Source organism: Sulfitobacter sp. 1A15258 (assembly GCF_043557045.1).
In the GTDB taxonomy this organism is placed as follows: Bacteria; Pseudomonadota; Alphaproteobacteria; order Rhodobacterales; family Rhodobacteraceae; genus Sulfitobacter; species Sulfitobacter faviae.
This window is the reverse complement of record NZ_JBIFFK010000006.1, coordinates 149,601-170,799: the sequence shown is the minus strand read 5'-3', so window position 1 is coordinate 170,799 and position 21,199 is coordinate 149,601. Positions and strand designations below refer to the sequence as shown.

16 protein-coding genes are annotated in these 21,199 nt (G+C 63.9%); 7 read left to right on the top strand and 9 right to left on the bottom strand.

The genetic code is table 11. The annotated features are described in order from the left end of the window. Positions 1–23 precede the first annotated feature (23 nt). From moaA to ACGYK9_RS13900, 3 genes are read left to right on the top strand one after another with little or no spacing between them, the layout of a single operon-like run. A complete protein-coding gene (gene moaA, locus ACGYK9_RS13910) occupies positions 24–1,031 on the top strand; it encodes a GTP 3',8-cyclase MoaA (protein WP_067263351.1) in 1,008 nt (335 codons plus the stop codon). 4 nt (positions 1,032–1,035) lie between these two features. Then, a complete protein-coding gene (locus tag ACGYK9_RS13905; protein WP_394412201.1) occupies positions 1,036–2,328 on the top strand; it encodes a 3-deoxy-D-manno-octulosonic acid transferase in 1,293 nt (430 codons plus the stop codon). Continuing rightward, complete coding sequence (locus ACGYK9_RS13900; RefSeq protein WP_394412198.1) at positions 2,321–3,364, top strand: glycosyltransferase family 4 protein; 1,044 nt, start codon at positions 2,321–2,323, stop codon at positions 3,362–3,364. Before ACGYK9_RS13905 ends, ACGYK9_RS13900 begins: the two co-directional genes overlap by 8 nt. 60 nt (positions 3,365–3,424) lie before the next feature. Here ACGYK9_RS13900 and ACGYK9_RS13895 read toward each other — a convergent pair whose 3' ends face one another. The 5 genes from ACGYK9_RS13895 to ACGYK9_RS13875 all read right to left on the bottom strand — a co-directional run bounded on the left by ACGYK9_RS13895 (position 3,425) and on the right by ACGYK9_RS13875 (position 10,293). Beyond that, positions 3,425–4,588, bottom strand: coding sequence for a M20 aminoacylase family protein (locus ACGYK9_RS13895; RefSeq protein WP_276154301.1), 1,164 nt, complete (start codon positions 4,586–4,588; stop codon positions 3,425–3,427). Between the two features lie 67 nt (positions 4,589–4,655). Beyond that, positions 4,656–5,822 carry a M20 aminoacylase family protein gene (locus ACGYK9_RS13890; RefSeq protein WP_394412195.1) on the bottom strand — a complete coding sequence of 389 codons (1,167 nt, stop codon included), beginning with the start codon at positions 5,820–5,822 and terminating at the stop codon, positions 4,656–4,658. A gap of 22 nt (positions 5,823–5,844) precedes the next feature. Beyond that, on the bottom strand, positions 5,845–7,191 hold the full coding sequence (locus ACGYK9_RS13885) for an NAD(P)/FAD-dependent oxidoreductase (RefSeq protein WP_394412192.1): 1,347 nt from the start codon (positions 7,189–7,191) through the stop codon (positions 5,845–5,847). 95 nt (positions 7,192–7,286) lie between these two features. Further along, positions 7,287–8,450 carry an acetylornithine deacetylase gene (gene argE / locus ACGYK9_RS13880; protein ID WP_394412189.1) on the bottom strand — a complete coding sequence of 388 codons (1,164 nt, stop codon included), beginning with the start codon at positions 8,448–8,450 and terminating at the stop codon, positions 7,287–7,289. A gap of 10 nt (positions 8,451–8,460) precedes the next feature. Further along, positions 8,461–10,293 (bottom strand): dipeptide ABC transporter ATP-binding protein, encoded by a 1,833-nt coding sequence (locus ACGYK9_RS13875; protein WP_394412186.1) that lies wholly within the window; start codon positions 10,291–10,293, stop codon positions 8,461–8,463. A gap of 313 nt (positions 10,294–10,606) precedes the next feature. Between ACGYK9_RS13875 and ACGYK9_RS13870 the strand changes: the two genes are divergently transcribed. The 4 genes from ACGYK9_RS13870 (at position 10,607) to ACGYK9_RS13855 (ending at position 15,758) form a co-directional block, all read left to right on the top strand. Further along, positions 10,607–12,328, top strand: a complete 1,722-nt coding sequence (locus ACGYK9_RS13870; protein ID WP_168612027.1) for a peptide ABC transporter substrate-binding protein — start codon at positions 10,607–10,609, stop codon at positions 12,326–12,328. A gap of 120 nt (positions 12,329–12,448) precedes the next feature. Beyond that, positions 12,449–13,486 carry an ABC transporter permease gene (locus ACGYK9_RS13865; RefSeq protein WP_067263329.1) on the top strand — a complete coding sequence of 346 codons (1,038 nt, stop codon included), beginning with the start codon at positions 12,449–12,451 and terminating at the stop codon, positions 13,484–13,486. After that, complete coding sequence (locus tag ACGYK9_RS13860; RefSeq protein WP_067263326.1) at positions 13,479–14,477, top strand: ABC transporter permease; 999 nt, start codon at positions 13,479–13,481, stop codon at positions 14,475–14,477. The genes ACGYK9_RS13865 and ACGYK9_RS13860 overlap by 8 nt, the downstream gene beginning before the upstream one ends. 207 nt (positions 14,478–14,684) lie before the next feature. Beyond that, the gene (locus tag ACGYK9_RS13855; RefSeq protein WP_394412183.1) at positions 14,685–15,758 is read left to right on the top strand and encodes a YeeE/YedE family protein; all 1,074 of its coding nucleotides are present in this window, start codon (positions 14,685–14,687) and stop codon (positions 15,756–15,758) included. On the opposite strand, the gene ACGYK9_RS13850 is transcribed toward ACGYK9_RS13855, so the two are convergent. The 4 genes from ACGYK9_RS13850 to ACGYK9_RS13835 form a co-directional block, all read right to left on the bottom strand. Beyond that, the gene (locus ACGYK9_RS13850) at positions 15,694–16,962 is read right to left on the bottom strand and encodes a DUF3422 family protein (protein WP_394412180.1); all 1,269 of its coding nucleotides are present in this window, start codon (positions 16,960–16,962) and stop codon (positions 15,694–15,696) included. The genes ACGYK9_RS13855 and ACGYK9_RS13850 overlap by 65 nt on opposite strands. Positions 16,963–17,170: 208 nt before the next feature. Continuing rightward, positions 17,171–18,604: an NAD(P)(+) transhydrogenase (Re/Si-specific) subunit beta gene (locus ACGYK9_RS13845; RefSeq protein WP_394412177.1), complete on the bottom strand. Its 1,434-nt coding sequence runs from the start codon at positions 18,602–18,604 to the stop codon at positions 17,171–17,173. Between the two features lie 13 nt (positions 18,605–18,617). Next, on the bottom strand, positions 18,618–20,192 hold the full coding sequence (locus tag ACGYK9_RS13840; protein ID WP_394412174.1) for a Re/Si-specific NAD(P)(+) transhydrogenase subunit alpha: 1,575 nt from the start codon (positions 20,190–20,192) through the stop codon (positions 18,618–18,620). Positions 20,193–20,436: 244 nt separating this feature from the next. Next, positions 20,437–21,153 carry a hypothetical protein gene (locus tag ACGYK9_RS13835; RefSeq protein WP_394412171.1) on the bottom strand — a complete coding sequence of 239 codons (717 nt, stop codon included), beginning with the start codon at positions 21,151–21,153 and terminating at the stop codon, positions 20,437–20,439. Positions 21,154–21,199: the final 46 nt, after the last annotated feature.

The following is a 21,199-nucleotide window of genomic DNA, read 5'->3' as shown; positions in this document are numbered from 1 at the left end:
GGGCGGGGCATTACCTATAAAGCATGACAGCACCCCTCATTGACCCTTTCATGCGCGCGATCACCTATCTGCGCGTCTCCGTCACCGACCGCTGCGATTTTCGCTGCGTCTACTGCATGTCGGAGAACATGACCTTCCTGCCGAAGAAGGAATTGCTGACGCTGGAGGAGCTCGACCGCCTGTGCAGCAATTTCATCGACCTCGGCGTCGAGAAGCTGCGCATCACCGGGGGCGAGCCGCTGGTCCGCCGCGGCATCATGACCTTCTTCGACGGCATGAAACGGCATCTCGACAGCGGCAAGCTGAAGGAGCTGACGCTGACCACCAACGGCAGCCAGCTTGAACGCTTCGCCGATGATCTCTACGCCGCCGGGGTGCGCCGCGTGAATGTTTCACTCGATACGCTGGACGAGCAGAAATTCGCGGATATCACCCGCTGGGGCCGCCTGCCGCAGGTGCTGCGCGGGATCGACGCAGCGCAGCGCGCGGGGCTCAAGATCAAGATCAACGCCGTGGCGCTCAAGGGCTTCAACGAGCCCGAATTGCTGCATATCACCGAATGGTGCGCCGCGCGGGGCATAGATCTCACGTGGATCGAGGTCATGCCGATGGGCGATTTGGGCAACGAGGATCGTTTCGGCCAATACTGGTCGCTGCGCGACGTGCGCGCCCGTTATGCCGAGCATTACACCGTCACCGATTTGGCTGAGCGTACGGGGGGCCCCGCGCGCTATGTGCGGCTGGAGGAGACCGGGCAGAAGATCGGCTTCATTACCCCGCTGAGCCACAACTTCTGCGAAAGCTGTAACCGCGTGCGGGTCACCTGCACCGGCGAGATTTTTATGTGTCTGGGCCAAGAGGATGTGGCCGATCTGCGCAAACCTCTGCGCGACCACCCGGACACGGACCTGCCGTTGCAGGAGGCCATTCGCGCGGCCATCGACCGCAAGCCCAAAGGCCATGATTTCGACTATTCGCGGCAGCGTGTCGACGGGCAGATGCCCCGCCACATGAGCCACACGGGCGGCTGAGCCATTGGCGGTGCCGTTTCTCTACCGGGCATGGGTCGCGGCGAGCCGTGTGATCTTGCCCGTGGCCGGGCGGCGCTCCATGGCCAAACTGCGCCGCGCCGAAGTCTCATCGGAACGCGCGCGCGAAAAGCTGGGCCATGCCAGCCAACCCCGCCCCGAGGGGCAGTTGATCTGGTTTCACGCAGCCTCGGTTGGGGAGAGCCTGTCGGTTCTGGCGCTGATCGACCGGATGGGGCGCGCCCTGCCGCAGGCGCATTTCCTCATCACCTCCGGCACCGCCACCTCGGCCCATTTGGTGGGCGGCCGCCTGCCCCCGCGCACGCGGCATCAGTTCGCCCCGCTCGACGCCCCCGGTCCGCTAAAGCGGTTCCTTGACCATTGGCACCCCGATGCGGCGCTCTTCGTGGAAAGCGAGCTTTGGCCGCAGATGCTGCGGCGGACCCATGCGCGGGGCACGGCAATGGCGCTGATCAACGCCCGCCTCTCGCAACGCTCAATCGAAAGCTGGCAGAAACGGCCCGCGCTGGCGGGGTTCCTCTTTGGCGTGTTCAACCTGATCCTGACGCAGAATGACGCCATGGCCCGGGCCATGACCACGATCAACGCCCCGGCTGACCGGGTCACGCCCGGGATCAACCTCAAGTCCATGGCAGGCCCCCTGCCGCAGGACGAGGAGACCATCGCTGAGGCGCGGGCGGCCTTGGAGGGCCGCCCCGTCTGGATCGCCTCCTCAACCCACCCGGGCGAGGAGAAAGCGGTGTTAGAGGCGCATCGCCAACTGCTGGAGCGCATCCCCGGGTTGTGCTTGATCCTTGCCCCCCGCCACCCCGAGCGGGGGGACGAGGTGGCCGGTCTCATCGCCAGCTACGGTCTGACGCATGGGCGTAGAACACGGGGCGACATGCCGCGCGAACAGGTCTATCTAGCCGACACTCTGGGCGAGTTGGGCACATGGTACGCGCTATCCGACATCGTCTTTCTGGGCGGGTCGCTGCACCCGATCGGGGGGCACAACCCCTATGAGGTCGCGCAGGCCGGGGCGATGGTGCTCTCGGGCACCCATGTCACCAATTTTGCCGAGACCTATGCCCAGATGGAAGCCGAGGGCGCCGCGCGGCTGGTGGCGGGCACGCAGGATTTGGCGGACCGTGTGGGGGCTCTGCTGCGCAACGATATCGCCCGCGCCTCTGGCGTGGCCGCGGCCAAGGCCTATGCCGCCGGGCAGACCGACAAGCTCGACAGTATTGCCGAGCGTCTGATCACGGCCCTGCACCTGCGAGAGGACAGCGATGCCTGAGCTTTTCGTCACCAACTACAACCGTAATTTCACCGGGGTCTCGGCCACGGCGGCCAATGTGATCCGGCAACAGCTTGACCGGCATGATTTGGCGCTGGTGGGCCAGCCCCTGCCCGGCTGCCCGGTGCCACTGACCCGCGTCGCGGCGGGGCGGATCACCCGCAAACATCCCCCCCAAGGCCGCCCCTTCGCCATTTGGCATGTGCGCCGCAACACGGAAATGCGCAGCGCGCTTTGGCTGCGCGATGTGCGTGGGGCAAATATCCGGATCGTCTTTACCTCTGCCGCGCAGCGCCTGCATTCGGCCTATCCCCGCTGGTTGATCCGGCAGATGGACGCGGTGATTGCGACGACCGAACGCGCGGCGGAGTTCGTGCCCCACGTCCGCGCCGTGGTGCCGCATGGGGTGGATACCGATGTCTTCTCCCCTGCCACCAACCGGGCGAACGCTTGGGAGCAATTGGGCTTTGGCGGCACCCATGGCATCGCCACCGTGGGGCGCATCCGGCCTGAGAAAGGCACCGACCTTTTCGTCGAGGCCATGCTGCGCCTGTTGCCCCAACGCCCCGGCGCGGTGGCGCTGGTGATTGGCCGGGCGGGCGGCAAACATGAGGCGTTTTTGACCAAGCTCAAGGCGCAGGTCGAGGCCGCGGGCCTTGCCAACCGGCTGCTTTTCATCGGCGAATATCCCGCAGCCGATCTACCGAAACTGATGCGCGCCCTGTCGCTGGTGGTGCAACTGCCGCGCTACGAGGGCTATGGCATGGTCCCGCTCGAAGCGCTGGCCTCGGGCGTGCCTTTCGTCGGCAGTGACGCGGGCTATTACGGCGCTTTCTCGAACGGGGGCCGCGTGGGCAAGGTCGTGCCGCTGGGTGCGGCAGAGGCTGCGGCCCAAGCCGCGCTGTCCCTGCTAGAGCGCGAGGATCAAGCCGCCCTCTCCGAGGCCGCGCGCCACTGGGCCGAACAGCGTTTCAGCGCCCGGGCCGAGGCCGATGGGATCGAAGCCGTCTACAACGCGCTTTGGGAGCGCGGCTAGCCCCCAAAGCAAAACGCGCCCCCCAAGGGAGGCGCGCTCTAGTCATTACCGATGGTAGGATCAGGCCGCAGGCATCCGTTGCTCGACGATGCCTGCCCACCAGCTACACCCCGCCGGAATGGCTTCGTCGTTGAAATTATACTCCGGGTGGTGCACCGCCGCCGTGTCGCCGTTGCCGACAAGGATATAGGCGCCCGGGCGTTCCTCCAGCATGAAGGCAAAGTCTTCGCCCCCCATCACGAGCGGCGCTTCCTCGCATTGGCCCGAGATCGAGCGTGCCACGTCGGCAGCAAACTCGGTCTGCTCCTCGTGGTTCACCATGACCGGGTAGCCGCGATGGTAGGTCACATCGGCGCTACCGCCGAAAGTGCCTGCGATGCCGGTGCAGATCTCGTTGATCCGCTTTTCGGCCAGTTCCCGCATCTCGGCGGACATGGTGCGCACGGTGCCTTTGATCTGCACCTTCTGCGGGATCACGTTGAAGGCTTTTGAGGAGGTCTCGAAAGAGGTGACCGAGACCACGATCTGCTCCACCGGGTCGGCGTTGCGCGCGGTGATGGTCTGCAGCGCCAGCACGGCCTGCGCGGACATCACGGTGGTGTCAACGGTCTCATGCGGCTTGGCGGCATGGCCGCCGCGGCCTTCGAAGGTGATGTCGAACTGATCGGTCGCGGCAAAGAACGAGCCCGCGCGGATGCCGAAGGAGCCCGTGGGCATGCCCGGCCAGTTGTGCATGCCGTAGACTTCCTGAATGCCCCAACGCTCCATCATGCCGTCTTCGCACATCTCGCGACCGCCGCCGCCGCCCTCCTCGGCGGGCTGGAAGATCACCACGACAGTGCCGTCAAAGTTGCGGGTCTCGGCGAGGTATTGCGCGGCACCGAGCAGCATGGCGGTGTGGCCGTCATGGCCGCAGGCATGCATCGCGCCGTCCGTCTTGGAGGCATAGTCCAGCCCGGTCTGTTCGTGGATCGGCAGCGCGTCCATGTCGGCGCGCAACCCGATGACCTTGCCCGAGCCGGTCTCCTTACCCTTGATCACGCCGACGACACCGGTGCGGCCAATGCCCTCAACCACCTCGTCGCAGCCGAAGCTGCGCAGCTTTTCGGCCACGGTGGCCGAGGTGCGATGGGTCTCGAACAGGATCTCGGGGTTTTCATGCAGGTCGCGGCGCCATGCGGTGATGTCGGCGTGCAGCTCGGCAAATCGGTTCTTAACGGGCATTTAGGAAGTATCCTCCGGAGTTGGGTTGGGCGCTGTTTTCATGCAGTCGCATTTATCTGCCACATGCTTACGCCCTTGCCAGCCGGTCCTCAACCACCTGCGCGAACCACGAGCAGCCCGCCGGGATCGCGGCATCGTCAAAGTCGTATTCGGGGTGATGCACCGTCGCGCCATCGCCGTTGCCGATCATGATATAGGCCCCCGGTCGGGCGTTGAGCATGTAGGAGAAATCCTCCCCGGCCATGATCGGCGGCGTGTCGCGGTCGGTGCCCGGGGTGATCCGGTCGGCGATGTCGGCGGCAAAGCGGGTCTGTTCGGCGTGGTTGCGGGTCACCGGGTAGCCGCGATGGTAGTCGATCTCGGCCCGGCATTGATGCGCCTCCGCCGTGAGGCGGGTCAGATCATGCAGCCGCCCTTCGGCGAGGTCGCGCACCTCCGCGTCCAGCGTCCGCACCGTGCCGCGCAAGAGCACTTGATGCGGCAAGACGTTGTTGCTGTCGGTGTCGCTGCGCAGGGTGCAGACCGAGACCACGACCTGTTTCAGCGGATCGGTGTTGCGGCTGGCGATGGATTGCAGCGCGATCATTACGTGCGCCGCGGCGAGGTTGGTGTCCACCGCCTCATGCGGGGCCGCGGCATGGCCGCCTTGGCCCGTCAGCGTGATGTTGAACTCATCCGCCGCGGCCAGCAGCGCACCCTCGCGGATCGCGAATTGCCCCGTCGGATGGCCCGGCATGTTGTGCATGCCGTAAACCTCGTCGATGCCCCAACGGTCCATCAGCCCTTCCTGCACCATGACGTTGCCACCGCCGCCGCCCTCCTCGGCCGGTTGGAAGATCAGCACCACGCGGCCATCGAAGTTGCGGGTTTCGGCAAGGTATTGCGCGGCCCCCAGCAGCATCGCCGTATGGCCGTCATGGCCGCAGGCGTGCATCTTGCCGGGGGTCTTTGAAGCATGCGGCAGGCCCGTCGCCTCGGTGATCGGCAGCGCATCCATGTCGGCGCGCAGGCCGATGGTGCGGCCCGAGCTGTTGCTCTGCCCTTCGATCACCGCGACCACGCCGGTCTGGGCGATGCCGGTGGTGATGTCGGTAATGCCGAAGCTGCGCAGCTTCTCCTCGACGAAGCGCGAAGTCTCGGGCAGGTCGAACATCAGCTCCGGGTGCTGGTGCAGATGGCGGCGCCAGGCGGTGATCTCGGCATGGGTCTCGGCAAAGCGGTTCTTGATCGGCATGAAACGTCCTTTTCAAATAATCTCAGAGCGTCGGACCAAGGCGGATGGCACTGCCATCGTCAAAGCGGTCGGCGCGGAATCTGCTCAGATCATGGCCCGGCGCGTCGCCCATGACCAGAGCCGCGAGCACCCGCCCCATGGCCGGGCCGATGCCGAAGCCGTGGCCGGACATGCCGGTGCCAATGACAAGGCCCGGAATCTGGGCGCAGTGGTCCACCACCGGCACGATATCGGGCATCACATCGATCATCCCGGCCCAAGAGGCGCGGGCGGTGATCGGCGGCAACGCGGGATAGAGCGCGGCGAAACGTTTCAGCGCGCGCCCCAAGGCGCGGTGATCAGGCACGGGGTCGAGGATACGCGTCGCCTCGAAGGGGCTGTGCGCATCGGCGGGCCAGTTCCGAGGCGTGGACCAAGCATCCGGAAAGCCCCGGGGCGCGGCGGCGCGCAGGTGTTGGCCGAAGGGGTTTTGGCGCAGTTGCGGCAGGTAGTGGCGCAGGGCGCGAAAGGCGTCGGGGCCGACGAAAAGATCGGGCCGCCCGCCCGGCGCCAGCGTGTAGCCGCCATCGGCGCGGCGGCGGAAGGCAAGCCCCGCCTCGGCGGCGGCCCCGGCGTGAACCTCGGGCAGCACATTGGTGGCCAGCACGCTCTCGCGCACCGAAAGCTGCGGCAGGCTGACGCCATGGGCGCGCAGGAACAGCGCCGACCACGCCCCGCCCGCCAGCACGACCGAGGAACAGCGGATCGCGCCCGCCTCGCTCACCACGCCCGCCACGCGACCGGCGGCGAGGTCGAGGCGGCGCACCGCGCAATTCTCGATGATCTTCACGCCCTCGCGCGCTGCCAGCGCCGCCAAAGCGGGCACGGCGACCCAAGGCTCGGCCCGCATGTCCGAGGGGGTGGTGAGCGCCCCGGCATAGGTCCCGGCTAGCCCCGGGAAAGCCTTGGCGACTTCGCCCGCGTCCATCAACCGGCTGTCGACGCCGTGGGCCTTGGCATGGGGCAGCCAGTCGGCATAGCCCTGCATCTTGGCCTCGGTCCCCGCCAGATAGGTGACGCCGGTCTGATGCAAGCCGATGTCGCGGTCGAGGTCAGGCGCCAGTTCACGCCAAAGCCGCGCGGCCTCGACCATGATCGGCAATTCGTCTGGGTCGCGCCCTTGTTGGCGGATCCAGCCCCAGTTGCGGCTGGATTGTTCCGCGGCGATGCGGCCCTTTTCCAAGAGCGTGACCTGTTTGCCTGCGCGGGCCAGAAACAGCGCAGTGCACACGCCGATCACCCCGCCGCCGATGACGACGACCTCGCTCTCGCGCGGCGGGGTGCGCGGGTAGCTGGCGGGGGTGGCAAGGGTGATAGGAAAGGCGGACATGCGGACCCCGGTGGCTGACGCCGCGCGGCTGCACCGGGCGGCCGTGGAAAGGACAGGCCCGGCGAAGGGCCTGCCTCAGGTCTGTCAGGGAAAGCTCAGCCCTGCAAGCGGGTCAGCAGACGGCGCATGAAGTCGTGACCGGCCTCGAATTGCGCCACCTCGATAAACTCATTGGGCTGATGCGCCTGCGCGATATCGCCCGGGCCGCAGATCACGGCGGAATAGCCCGCCTCCTGAAACTGCCCGGCCTCGGTGCCGTAGCTCACTTTGTGGCTGGCGTTGTCGCCGGTGATTTGGCGCACGATCTGCTCGGCCTCGCCGTCCTTCTCGGGCTGCAGGGCGGGCACGTCGAAACGGGTCGAGGTCTCGATATAGGTCTCGGGCACCACGTCCTGCATCTGCTTTTCGACCTCACGCACCTTCTTGAGGTAGGCGGTGCCCCATTTGTCCTTGTCCTCGCCGGGGACGACGCGGAAATCCATCGCGAACTTGCAGTCCTTGGCGGTGATGTTGTGGGCCGTGCCGCCCTCGATCACGCCGACATGGGCGGTGGTGAAGGGCGGATCGAACATCGCCGCCGTCTCGGTCGGCTTGGCGGCCATGTTGTCGCTGTTCACGTCATTGGCCCATTCGATAAGCTTCGCGCCCGCCATGATCGCGTTGACCCCGGTGTGCAGCAGCGAGGAATGCACCTCGAAACCCACCAGATGGGTGTTGAAGCCGATGCCGCCCTTGTGCCCGGTCACCGCCTGCATGGTCGAGGGCTCGCCCACGATCACCGCCGAGCCCTTGGGCACCACGCCCTGCATCGCTTGGATCATAGGCGGGGCGCCGGTGCAGCCGATCTCCTCATCGAAGCTAAGCGCGATCTGCAGCGGGCGATTGACTTCTGCATAATGCGCCTCGACCAGCGCCCAGATCGCCAGCGCATCGAAGCCCTTCATGTCGCAGGTGCCACGCCCGTAGTAGCGGCCGTCCCTTTCGGTCACGGTGAACGGGTCGGTGTCCCAAGCCTGACCGTCGACCGGCACCACATCCGTGTGCCCCGAAAGGACCACGGCCCCCTCCTCCCACGGGCCGGCATGGGCAAAGAGCGCATGTTTCGGCTGCTCGGGGTCGATGTAGCGGTGGCTCTCGATCCCGTGCGAGGCGAGGTAGTCAGCCACCCAGTCGATCAGCGGGATATTGGTGTCGCGCGACACGGTGGGAAAGCTGATGAGCTTGGTCATCAACTCGAGCGGGGTCAGGCGTTCGGTCATGGGTCTTCTTTCAATAGCCGCTGTCGGTGGTCAGCACATGGTGCCCCGGCTCCACCTCGCGGTAGACCGAAGGCTCGGGTCGGTAACTGACCGGATGGATTGGCGAGGGGATCGGCTTGAAGTTCAGGTCCTTCTCGGACTTGCGGCGGCGCGGATCGGCGATCGGCACGGCCTTCATCAGCGCCTGCGTATAGGGGTGCTGCGGGTTCTCGAAGACCCGCTGGCGCGAGCCCATCTCAACGATGCGACCCAGATACATGACGCCGACATAGTGGCTGACGCGTTCGACCACGGCCATGTCGTGGCTGATGAAGAGGAACGACAGCTCCATCTCGGCCTGAAGCTCCATCATCAGGTTCAGCACCTGCGCCTGCACAGACACGTCCAGCGCCGAGACCGCTTCGTCAGCGATGATGAGCTTAGGGCTCAGCGCAAGCGCACGGGCGATGGCGACGCGCTGGCGCTGGCCGCCCGAAAGCTCATGCGGGAAGCGGCGCATGAAGCTGCGCGGCAGTTCCACGCGGTCGAAAAGCATCTCGATCCGCTTGTTGATCTCACCGCCCTTGAGCGTGCCGAAGTTGTGGATAGGCTCGGCCACCTGATCGGCCAACTGCATCTGGGGGTTGAGCGAGGCGAAGGGGTCCTGGAAGATCATTTGCATGTCGAGCCGCGCGGTGCGCAGCGCAGATTGGTCCAGCGACATGATGTCGACGCCGTCAAGCTTCACCTCCCCCGACATCGGCTCCACCAGCCGCAGGATCGAGCGCCCGGCAGTGGATTTGCCGCAGCCCGATTCGCCGACGAGGCTGAGCGTCTGGCCCTTGTTGAGCGAAAACGACAGATCCTCGACCGCATGAACATTGGCGACGGTGCGGCGCAGGAAACCGCCCTGTACCGGGAAGCGCGTGGTCAGGTTCTTGACCGACAGAAGCGTCTCTTCGCGGCCCTTGATCGGCACGATCTCCTTGTCGGGCGTGCCCAAGAGTTTCATCGGCTCGGGGTATGGCTTGCCCGTCATCTCGCCCAGTTTCGGCACGGCGGCCAGCAGCGCCTTGGTATAGGGGTGCTGCGGGTTCTCGAAGATCTCCTCGACGGTGCCTTCCTCGACCTTCTTGCCGCGGAACATCACGACCACACGGTCGGCCATCTGCGCCACCACGGCCATGTCGTGGGTAATGAACATCACCGCCGTCCCGGTCTCGCGCTTCAGCCGGTCCATCAGGGCAAGGATCTCGGCCTGAATGGTCACGTCGAGCGCGGTGGTGGGCTCATCGGCGATCAAGAGACGCGGCTCACAGGCCAGCGCCATAGCGATCACCACACGCTGGCGCATGCCGCCCGAAAGTTCGTGGGGGTATTGCTGGAGCCGGCGCTCCGGCTCGGGGATGCGGACCTGTTTCATCAGCTCCAGCGCGCGGGCCTCGGCCTCTTTGCGGGTCATGTTCAGATGCAGGCGCAGCCCTTCGGTCATCTGCTTGCCGATGGTGAACACGGGGTTCAGCGCGGTCATCGGCTCTTGGAAGATCATGCCGATCTCATTGCCGCGAATCTTGCGCATCAGATTGCCGCCACTGGCCGCAAGATCGACTTGGCCTTCTTCACCGCGCTCAAAAAGCAGGCGACCGCCTGCAATTTCACCGCCGCCATACTCAACCAGTCGCATCAGCGACAGGGAGGACACCGATTTGCCTGATCCTGATTCTCCGACCACGCAAACCGTCTCACCGGGATTGATGTCGAAACTGACATCCTCAACACCGACCACGGGGCCATCTTTGGTTTGAAATTCGACGCGCAGGCCCTGAATTTGGGCGATTGGCGCCCCATTGGTGTGATCCAGCATCTGTTTCCCTGTTGTTTTTATTGGCGCAGATTTTGCCCGACGCTACGGCGAATGTCACGAGACTGTCAAACCTGACGCGCAGAGTTCGAGCTTTGTCATAATTGCGCCACGTCCGCCCTTGCAATTTCCGGCAAACCTGTTTCGATATAGCCCATGCGGTTTGGAAAGAGCGCTTCGATCACAGGTTGAATATTGCTTGTTTTGTTATGTTTAGCTGGCGAAGCTCATGTTCTTTCCGGGGCGACAACAACAAGGCGGGGAACATCCCGTCGACAATAAGCGGCACGCCCACGTGTCCAACATGGAGTAAGATATGAAATTGAAGACCCTATTGATGGGGGCTGTCGCATCGACGGCGCTTGCCCCTATGGCCTTTGCCGAAGCCCATGAGGGCGAGCGGGGCCGCGACGGCGAAGTCAAGATCATCTATTGGCAGGCGCCTTCGATCCTGAACCCCTATCTGTCGAGCGGCACAAAAGACGTCGAAGCCTCCTCGCTGGTTCTCGAACCGCTGGGCCGCTACGACCAGAACGGCGCGCTGGTGCCCTATCTGGCAACCGAGATTCCGACGCTGGAAAATGGCGGCGTGAGCGAAGACCTCAAGACCATCACATGGAAGCTGAAAGACGGGCTGATGTGGTCCGACGGCACCCCCGTCACCGCCAATGACGTCAAGTTCACCGCCGATTACTGCATGAACCCCGAAGGCGGCTGTGCGCAGCTTGCCAAGTTCGAAGGTGTCTCCTCGGTCGACGTGGTCGATGACCAGACAGTCAAAGTTACCTTCTCCGAGCCGATGCCGAACCCCTACGGCCCCTTCATGGGCGGCCAATCCCCGATCATTCAGGCGGCACAGTTTGCTGATTGTACCGGCGCCAAAGCGCCCGAGTGCACCGAGGCCAACTTCAACCCCATCGGCACCGGTCCCTTCACCGTCACCGAGTTCCGCCCGAACGACGTGATCACCATGGCCGCGAACGAGAATTACCGCGACCCGAGCAAGCCTGCCTTCGCCACGCTGACCTTCAAGGGCGGTGGTGACGCGACAGCGGCGGGCCGTGCCGTGATGGAAACGGGTGAGTTCGACTACGCCTGGAACCTGCAACTGGCCCCCGATGTCATCGCCAAGATGGCCGAAGGCGGCAAGGGCAAGCCCATGTCGGCATTCGGCACGCTGGTTGAGCGTCTTGAACTGAACATGACCGATGCCTCCCCCGATCTGCCGGAGGGTGAGCGCGCCACGGCCAAACACCCGCACCCGATCCTGAGCGATGAGAAAGTCCGCCGGGCGCTCTCCATGGCGATCGACCGCGAACTGCTGGTCGAGGTCGGCTACGGCCAAGCGGGCCGCGCCACCTGCAACATGGTGCCTGCGCCTGAGCTTTACGCCTCTGACAACACCGACTGTCTGACACAAGACATCGAAGGCGCCAAGGCGCTCTTGGACGAAGCGGGCTGGGTTGACAGCGATGGCGACGGTGTGCGCGAGAAGGATGGCGAGAAACTGTCCCTGCTCTACCAGACCTCGACCAACGCCGTGCGTCAGGATTTCCAAGCGCTGATCAAGGATTGGTGGAGCCAGATCGGTGTTGAAACCGAATTGCGCAACATCGACTCTTCGGTCTTCTTCGGTGGCGACCCCGGTTCGACCGACACGTTCCAGCGTTTCTATGCAGACGTTGAAATGTACGCCAACAACTTCGACGGCACCGACCCGCAAAGCTACCTTGCTCAGCGGACCTGCGCCAAGTTCCCCAGCCCTGAGACACAGTGGCAGGGCGAGAACATCAACCGCTTCTGCAACGAAGAGTATGATGCGATGGTGGCCGAACTGGGCCGCACCGGCGAGATGGAAAAGCGTGGCGAACTGGCCAAAAAGCTGAACGACATGCTGACCAAAGACAGCTACTCGATCCTGCCGCTGGTGGACCGTGGCCGCGTCTCGGCTGCTTCCAACACCCTTGGTGGCGTTGTGCTGAACACATGGGACTCCGAGCTGTGGAATGCCGCCGATTGGTACCGCATGGAAGAGTGATCTAGGACGGAGGCGCGGCAGGCCCGCGCCTCCCTTCAACGACCTTCGGGGGTGTGCGTCATCCGCGCGCCCCCGTCTCGCCCCCACCCCCTCACAGACTGACCTACAAAGGCGACGCCCATGTTGACCTTCACCATCCGACGACTTCTTTTGTCGATCCCGACGCTTTTGTTTATCAGCCTGGTGATTTTCCTGCTGCTGCAACTCGCCCCCGGCGACCCGATGGCCCAAGTGCCGCTGACGGTCCCGCCCGAGGTGAAAGAGAAGATGCGCGAGGCGCTCGGCCTCGGCCAGCCGATCTATATCCAATATTGGAAATGGCTCGTGCAGGTCTTTTGGATCGAGCCGCAGGTTTTCATCGACTATCTGACCAACCACTCCGCCCTGTTTAGCTGGCTGCCCGATACGGCGCTTTCCGAAGGCAAGCTGCGCGTGATCTCTTGGCAGACCCGTTCGCCGGTGATGGACATCGTGATCCAGCGCATGCCACAGACCCTTTGGGTCGTGGGGCTGGCCTATATCGTCGGCATCGTCATCGCGATCCCGATCGGCATCTACTCGGCCTACCGTCACTATTCGGTCTTCGATCAGGCCGGGACCTTCATCACCATGATCGGCTTTTCGATCCCGCCCTTCTTTACCGGTCCGCTGCTCATCGTAATCTTCTCGGTCTCTTTGGGCTGGCTGCCGTCGATCTATGACACGACCCATGTCGTGAACGATTGGGAGAGCTTCAAGGTGCAGTTCTTCCAAATGATCATGCCGGTGATGGTGCTGGCGCTGCAAACCACGGCGCAGATCAGCCGCTACATGCGTGGTGCCATGCTCGACAACCTCAACCAAGACTACGTGCGCACCGCCCGCGCCAAGGGGCTGAAGGAAAGCGTCGTGGTCATGGTGCATGTGCTGCGCAACTCGATGATCCCAGTGGTCACCGTTATCGCGCTTGGCATGCCCGCGATCTTTGGCGGCGCCATCATCACCGAGAACGTCTTTAAGGTGAACGGCATCGGCCAGCTGCTGCTGACCGCGCTGCGCGCCAACGACCTGCCGATGGTGATGACGCTGACCTTCATCTTCGCGGTGCTGATCGTGCTGTTCAACCTGATCGCAGATATCCTCTACGGCCTGCTTGACCCAAGGATCCGTTATGACTGAGCAACCCATTCCCGCAAGCCCGGTCGAAGCCGACCTCGAGTTCATGAAGGCCTTGCAAGACAAGGGCCCGCAAAAACCGCCGCGCAGCCAATGGCGCGATGTTTGGGACCAGTTCCGCAAGCACAAAGGCGCGCTTTTTGGCGGAGGTTTCCTGATCTTCATCACGCTGGCCGTGATCTTTGGCCCCTATCTGTGGGACATCGACGCCAAGAAGCTGGACATCCGTAACAAGAACTGGCGGCCGATCTATACCCTGCTGTGGGATGGCGATGCCAAGGCGGGCTGGGCCCATCCCTTCGGCACCGACCAGTTGGGCCGCGACATCCTTGCGCAGATGCTCTTTGGTGGGCGCGTGTCGATGGCCGTGGGCTGGATGGCAATGGCGCTGGCGCTGATCATCGGCACCGCCGTCGGCGTGCTCTCGGGTTTTTTCAAACGGATGGACTTCTGGCTGATGCGGTTCACCGACCTGATCCTCAGCCTGCCGATCCTGCCTCTGGTCCTGCTCGCCGTGACGCTCTTTGGCCAACCGCTGCGGGCGCAGTTCGGGCCGGAGGGTGGCATGTTCATCCTCATCGTCTCGGTCATCAGCCTGACCTCATGGATGCAGACGGCGCGGATTGTGCGCGGCGACATTCTGGCGCTGAAAGAGCGTGAATTCATCCTCGCCGCGCGCTCCATCGGCACCACCCCGGGCAAGATCATCCGCCGCCACCTGCTGCCCAACGTGATCTCGCCCATCATGGTCTCGGCGACCTTGGGCCTCGCCACGGCAATCATCACCGAAAGCGCGCTGAGCTTCCTTGGCGTCGGCTTCCCGTCGGACTTCCCCACATGGGGCAAGCAACTGGCCGATGCCGTGGACCGGATGCAAGAGTTCCCCGAGCGGGTGATGCTGCCCGGCATCGCCATCTCGCTGACCGTGCTGGCGGTGAACTACCTCGGCGACGGTCTGCGCGACGCGCTCGACCCGCGCATTCGCGGACGCTGAGCAAAATAAGAACCGACCGGCCCCTGCCCCCTGTGGCGGGGGCCGATTGTTTTACGCCCCTTGACGCAGGGTGAACAGCGTCGCCCTTTTTCCCATAAATAGGGAATTTAATTCACCCCTCTGGGGGTCGGCCCTGTGCGCTTTCACTTGATTGTGACCCGCACCCGCTCCAAATGGGAAATAATTCCGTTTTCGAGGGTTTTCGAGATGTTTGAGTCTTTCGGCTTTGAAGAGACGACAGCAAAAGAGGCGTCCGTTCTGTTGGCGGCCCTCATCGGGCTGGCGTTCGGCGTGCTGGCGCAGCGCACGCGGTTTTGCTTTCGCCGCAGCCTCGTGGGCGAAGACCGACGCCAAGCGCTTGGCATCTGGCTGACCGCACTGGCGCTGGCCGTGATCGGCACGCAGGCCGCCGTGGCCGCCGGATGGATCAGTTTTGACGCGCATCGCTTCATGGCCAGCGACGTTCCGCTTTTGGCGATTGCCGTGGGTGGGCTGCTCTTTGGCGCGGGCATGGTGCTGACACGCGGCTGCATCTCACGCCTTACGGTGCTGACAGGCGGCGGCAACCTGCGGGCGGCGCTGGTGGTGCTGGTTTTTGCCGTGGTGGCCCATGCGACGCTGAAAGGCGTCTTGGCACCGCTGCGCGTGGCGCTCGGCTCTGTCACCGCGAGTATGGGAGAGAACGTGAGCCTCGCCGCCCTGCCCGGCGGTGCGCTGCTCTGGGCCGGTGTGATCGCCGTGGCGGCGCTGGCCTATGCGCTGCGCTCGGGCAACCGTCTGGGGCAATTGGCGATGGCGGCGCTGATCGGTCTCTTGGTCCCCGCCGCATGGGTGGGCACCGGGTTCATTCTGCTTGATGAATTCGACCCAATCGCGATGGAAAGCCTCAGCTTCACCTCTCCCTCCGCCGATACGCTGTTCTGGACCATCGCCAGCAGTTCGATCCCCGCAGGCTTTGGCACTGGGCTATTGGGCGGCGTTTTTGTCGGTGCGCTGATCGCCAGCCTCTTCGCGCGGGAGTTCCGGTGGCAGAGCTTTGACGCCCCCCGCCAGACCGGGCGCTACCTGACCGGGGCCGCCATGATGGGCGTGGGCGGGGTGCTGGCCGGGGGCTGCACCTTGGGCGCGGGGCTCTCCGGCGTGCCGACGCTTTCAGTCGCAGCCATCGAGGCCATCGTGATGATCGCTCTGGGCGGCTTGGCCATGCAGGCGCTTCTCAACCGATCTTCCGCCGCAGACGGCGCAGCGTCCACCACACGCCAAGCACAACCGGCAGAGTGACGGCGGCGGTCAGCAGCCCTTTGCTGACCCCCAATGGCGCGGCGAGCGGGTAGAGCAGATAGCCCGCCAGCGACACCGCGTAATAGCTGATCGCCACGACAGACAGCCCCTCTACGGTGTGTTGCAGGCGCAGTTGCAGATCGGCGCGGCGGTCCATACTGGCAAGGATCGCTTGGTTCTGGGCCGAGCGTTCCACATCCACCCGCGTCCGCAGAAGATCCGCGGCCCGCAGTGCCCGCGCGGCGAGGGTCTGCAAGCGCGTCTCGGTTGATTTCACCGTGCGCATCGCGGGCGCATAGCGGCGCATCATGAACTCGCCAAAGCCCTGCCGCCCCAGAAAACGCGCCTCACGCAGGGCCGAGATACGTTCATAGACGATGGCCTCATAGGCCCCCGTGGCGGCGAAACGATAGGCGGTCTCTGCCGTCAGCGCCTCCAGTGCGACCGACACGTCCAAAAGCGCGTGCAGCGTTTCCTCAGCCGCCGTGCCCGCCCCGCTGCGCATCGCCCCCATGAGCGTCGATAGCTGTCCGTCCAGATCATTCAGCGCCCCGGCCATGTGGCGCGCCTGCATGAACCCCAGCATCGACATCGCCTTATAGGTCTCGATCTCGCAGAGCCGCTGCACGATCCGCCCAATCCGCCGCTGGCCGGTCGTCGCATCGGTGAAAAGCGCGAGGCGCAGATGGCCTGCGGGATCAATCCGAAAGTCGCTGGCCACCACCGCCGCCCCATCCAGCACCTCTGCCACGGCGAGGCTTTCGGGCACGAACCAGTCTTGCAAATGCGCGGCGATCTCATCATCAGCGTCCGGTTTCGGCAGCACCGCAAGCAGGGCCGAGGTGATCCGCTCCCCCTGCACCTCGGCCAGCCAATCCTCTGGAAAAGCGTCGAAATCCGTGGCGGCGAAGGGCAGGCTCCGGCCCGTAGGGGCGATAACCGTATAGGTGACGAACTCGGTATGCTGCTCCCATTTCAGGGTGAAGCGGCCCATCTCTCCGTAATAATGCGTGGCCGCCGCATCGGCGCGCGGGGCGCCGTAATGGGCCAGCAGCGCGTTCAACTCGGCCTGCGGCACGGCATCGGGCGCGGGTTTCACCGCCAGAAAGGCAACCCGAGAGGGCGCAGCAAGCTGCGGAAACGGGCGCGCGTGCATTTCGCCGGTAAGGGCAAGCCGCTGCGGGTGGTCTTTGATCGGGGCCATGACGGGGTCCGCTGTTGGGTGTATTCCACCGAGAATAGCGTCATTGCCGCTGATGAACAGTGGAAAATCACGCTTTTTCAAAGGGTTAATGCATACCGAGGTATACCGCACGCCAGAATGCAAACGCCCCACCGTTTCCGGCGGGGCGTTCATGGGATGGGCCGGGAGTTTTTCAAAAATTCCCGGCCGTTTTCTTCGAAAGAAAACGTTAGTCGATCAGCGGCAGCAGCTTGTCGAGGCTGGCCTTGGCGTCACCGTAGAACATGCGCGTATTCTCCTTAAAGAACAGCGGGTTCTCGATCCCCGAATAGCCCGTGCCCTGCCCGCGCTTGGAGACGATCACGGTCTTCGCCTTCCAGCATTCCAGCACCGGCATCCCGGCGATGGGGCTGTTCGGGTCGTCCTGTGCCGCGGGGTTCACGATGTCGTTGGAGCCGATGACAATGGCGACGTCGGTCTCGGGGAAGTCGTCGTTGATCTCCTCCATCTCCATCACGATGTCATAGGGCACCTTGGCCTCGGCCAGCAGCACGTTCATATGCCCGGGCAGACGGCCCGCCACCGGGTGGATGGCGAAACGCACGTTCTTGCCCTTGGCGCGCAGCTTCTTGACCAGATCGCTGACAGCACCTTGGGCCTGCGCCACCGCCATGCCGTAGCCGGGGATGATGATGACGCTGTCGGCTTCGTTAAGCGCCTGTGCGACACCATCGGCCTCAATCGCCACCTGCTCGCCCTCGACTTCCATCGCCGGGCCAGAGGTGCCGCCAAAGCCGCCCAGGATCACGCTGATGAACGAACGGTTCATCGCCTTGCACATGATGTAGCTGAGGATCGCACCCGAGGAGCCGACCAGCGCGCCGACCACGATCAACAGATCATTGCCCAGCGAGAAGCCGATCGCCGCCGCGGCCCAGCCGGAGTAGCTGTTCAGCATCGAGACAACCACCGGCATGTCCGCGCCGCCGATGCCCATGATCAGGTGATACCCGATGAAGAGCGCCGCCAGCGTCATGACAAACAGCGGCAGGAAGCCCCCGGTGTTGAAGTACCAGATCAGGCAGATCAGCGAGATCAGCGCGGCACCGGCATTGAGCAGGTGACCGCCCGGCAGTTTCGTCGCGGCAGAGCTGACACGGCCTGCGAGCTTGCCATAGGCGATGACAGAGCCGGTGAAGGTCACCGCACCGATGAAGACGCCGAGAAACAGCTCAACCCGCAGGATCGCAATCTCAACGCTGTCCTTCTTGGCCAGCAGCGCGGCAAAGCTTTCGGTCGCCTTGCGCGCGACATCGTCCATCGCCAGCACGTTGCCCAGTTCGATATGGGCGTTGTAGCCCACGAAGACGGCGGCGAGGCCCACGAGGCTGTGCATCGCCGCGACAAGCTCGGGCATCTGCGTCATCTGCACGCGGGTGGCCAGTTGGTAGCCGATGGCCCCGCCCGCGGCGATCAGGATCAGCGAGAGGAGCCACAGCCCCGCCCCCGGCCCGATCAGCGTGGCGATGACCGCCAGCGCCATGCCGGCGATGCCGTACCATACAGCGCGCTTCGCGCTTTCCTGCCCCGACAGACCGCCAAGCGACAGGATGAAGAGAACCGCTGCGACCACATAGGCCGCTGTCGTGAATCCGTATTCCATGATGCTCGCTCCTTCAGGATTTCTGGAACATGGCGAGCATGCGCCGTGTCACGAGGAAGCCGCCGAAAATGTTGATCCCACACATGAAGACCGACAGGGCAGCAAGAAGGATCACCAGCCAAGAGCCCGAGCCGATCTGCATCAGCGCGCCCAGAATGATGATCGAGGAGATCGCATTGGTCACCGCCATCAGCGGCGTGTGCAGGCTGTGCGCCACGCCCCAGATCACTTGGAAACCGACGAAGACCGCCAGAACGAAGACGATGAAGTGCTGCATGAAGCTGGCGGGGGCCACGAGGCCCACACCCAGCAGCAGTGCCGCACCCACGGCCAGCAGCGTGACCTGGTTCTTGGTCTGCTGCTTGAAGGCGGCCAGTTCCTCGGCGCGTTTCTCTTCCGCTGTCTTCTCCTTCGGCTTTTCCTTCTTCGGCGCCGCCGCGATGGCCGCGACCTTGGGCGGTGGCGGCGGGAAGGTCACTTCCTTCTCGTGGGTGATGGTGGCGCCGCGGATGACATCATCTTCCATGTCGTGGTTGATGACCCCGTCCTTCTCGGGCGTGAGGTCCGCCATCAGGTGACGGATGTTGGTGGCGTAAAGCGTCGAGGCCTGCGTCGCCATGCGCGAGGGGAAGTCGGTATAGCCGATGATGGTCACGCCATTCTCGGTGACGATCTTCTCGTCCATCTTGGTGAGCTTGCAGTTGCCGCCCTTCTCGGCGGCAAGGTCCACGATCACGGAGCCGGGCTTCATCGCCTGCACCATGTCCTCGGTCCAAAGCTCCGGCGCCTCGCGGTTGGGGATCAGCGCCGTGGTGATGACGATGTCCACATCGGGCGCCAACTCGCGGAACTTGGCCAGCTGCGCTTCGCGGAATTCGGGAGAAGAAACAGAGGCATAGCCGCCGGAGGCGGAGCCATCTTGCTGCTCTTCCTCAAAATCCAGATAGACGAATTCGGCACCCATCGATTCGACCTGTTCTGCCACTTCGGGGCGCACGTCGAAGGCCAGCGTAATCGCCCCCAGCGACGTCGATGTGCCGATGGCCGCAAGTCCGGCGACACCCGCACCGACGACCAGCACCTTGGCCGGGGGCACCTTGCCCGCCGCGGTGATCTGACCGGTGAAGAAGCGACCGAAGTTATTGCCTGCCTCGATCACCGCGCGGTAGCCCGCGATGTTCGCCATCGACGAAAGCGCGTCCATCTTCTGCGCACGGCTGATGCGCGGCACCATGTCCATCGCCATGACGGTCGCGCCCTTCTCGGCAGCGGCCTCCATCAGCTCGGTGTTGCCGGCGGGGTTGAACATGGAGATCAGCGTCTGGCCTGCGCGCAGGTGCTTCACCTCCTCCTCGGAGGGCGGGCGCACCTTGGCGACCACATCGGCGGCCTCGTAAAGCGCGGCGGCGGATTGCACCACCTCGACATCCGCGGCTTCATAGGCGGCATCGTCAAAGCCCGCAGCCGCCCCGGCGCCCGTCTCGATGACGCAGCTATGCCCGAGCTTTTGCAGTTGCAGCGCGCTTTCCGGGGTCATCGCGACCCGGTTCTCGCCCTCAAATATTTCTTTTGGTGTCCCGATCTTCAAACCAAGAGTCCCCCTTTGCTGGCCCGTCGCGCCGCTCTGGCGCAACTTTGTTAGTCAGAGCGATAGCGCGCGCGCAGCAATAGTACAAGCAAACCGCGGGGTGAAACGGTGCAAAATTGCTGCACCGCGACATCGGAAGAACGGTTTGCTGTTTTTGACGCAGAGATAGAACAGCCGTTCCACCCCGCACCAGTAGCATGGCCCGAGGGCCATGCCGAAGTGTCAAACGACGGCTAAGTCGCGATCAAAGACCGGGGATCAGACGCGCCAAACCGCGCTGGTCGAAAGTGGTGCCACGATCCGCGCCGAAGTTGATTTCGCCGCCCAGACCGACGAAGGGCTCGGACTCGCTGATGCTGCCCACGTCCACCTTGGCAGACCCGACTTCCAAGAACAGATTGGTGGTCGGGGAAACCTCACGATCGAGCCGCATGGCAAAACGCGACAGATCGTCGCCATCGCTGCCTAGCCGATCATAGGAGCCGCTGATGCCAAAACCTTCCGCCAGCGCATAACGCGCCTTGATACCGCCAAGCGTGCCGTCACCTGCATCGGTATCGACATGGGCCAGATAGCCTTCGAAGTCCCAATTCAGCATTTCATAGCCTGCTTCGAGACCCAAGATATCCGCATCTCCGCCCAAGGCTTCCTCCCGGGTGTAGAAGGCCCCGAAAGAGGTTGCTTCATCCCAATGGTAAATGCCGTGCAGGCCCAGCAAATGGCTGTCTTCATCGACAAAGTCGAAGTCGCTGTAACCGGCGTCGAACTGCAAGCTAAGGTTGCGGTTAAAGCCAAGCTCTACCGACCCATCAAGGCCAAGCCGGCTGAAATCGGTGTCGTCCGCGAATGCGGAATAGGAAAGGCCGACCGATCCACCCGTCACTTCGACCGCCTGCGCTGTGGTTGCCCCAAAAGCGAGGGCTGCGGAAAGGGCGAGAACTGAAAATTCTATGTGTTTCATTTTGCTGCTCCAATGGTTCTGGCAAGGCCCTGTCATCAGGTTACCC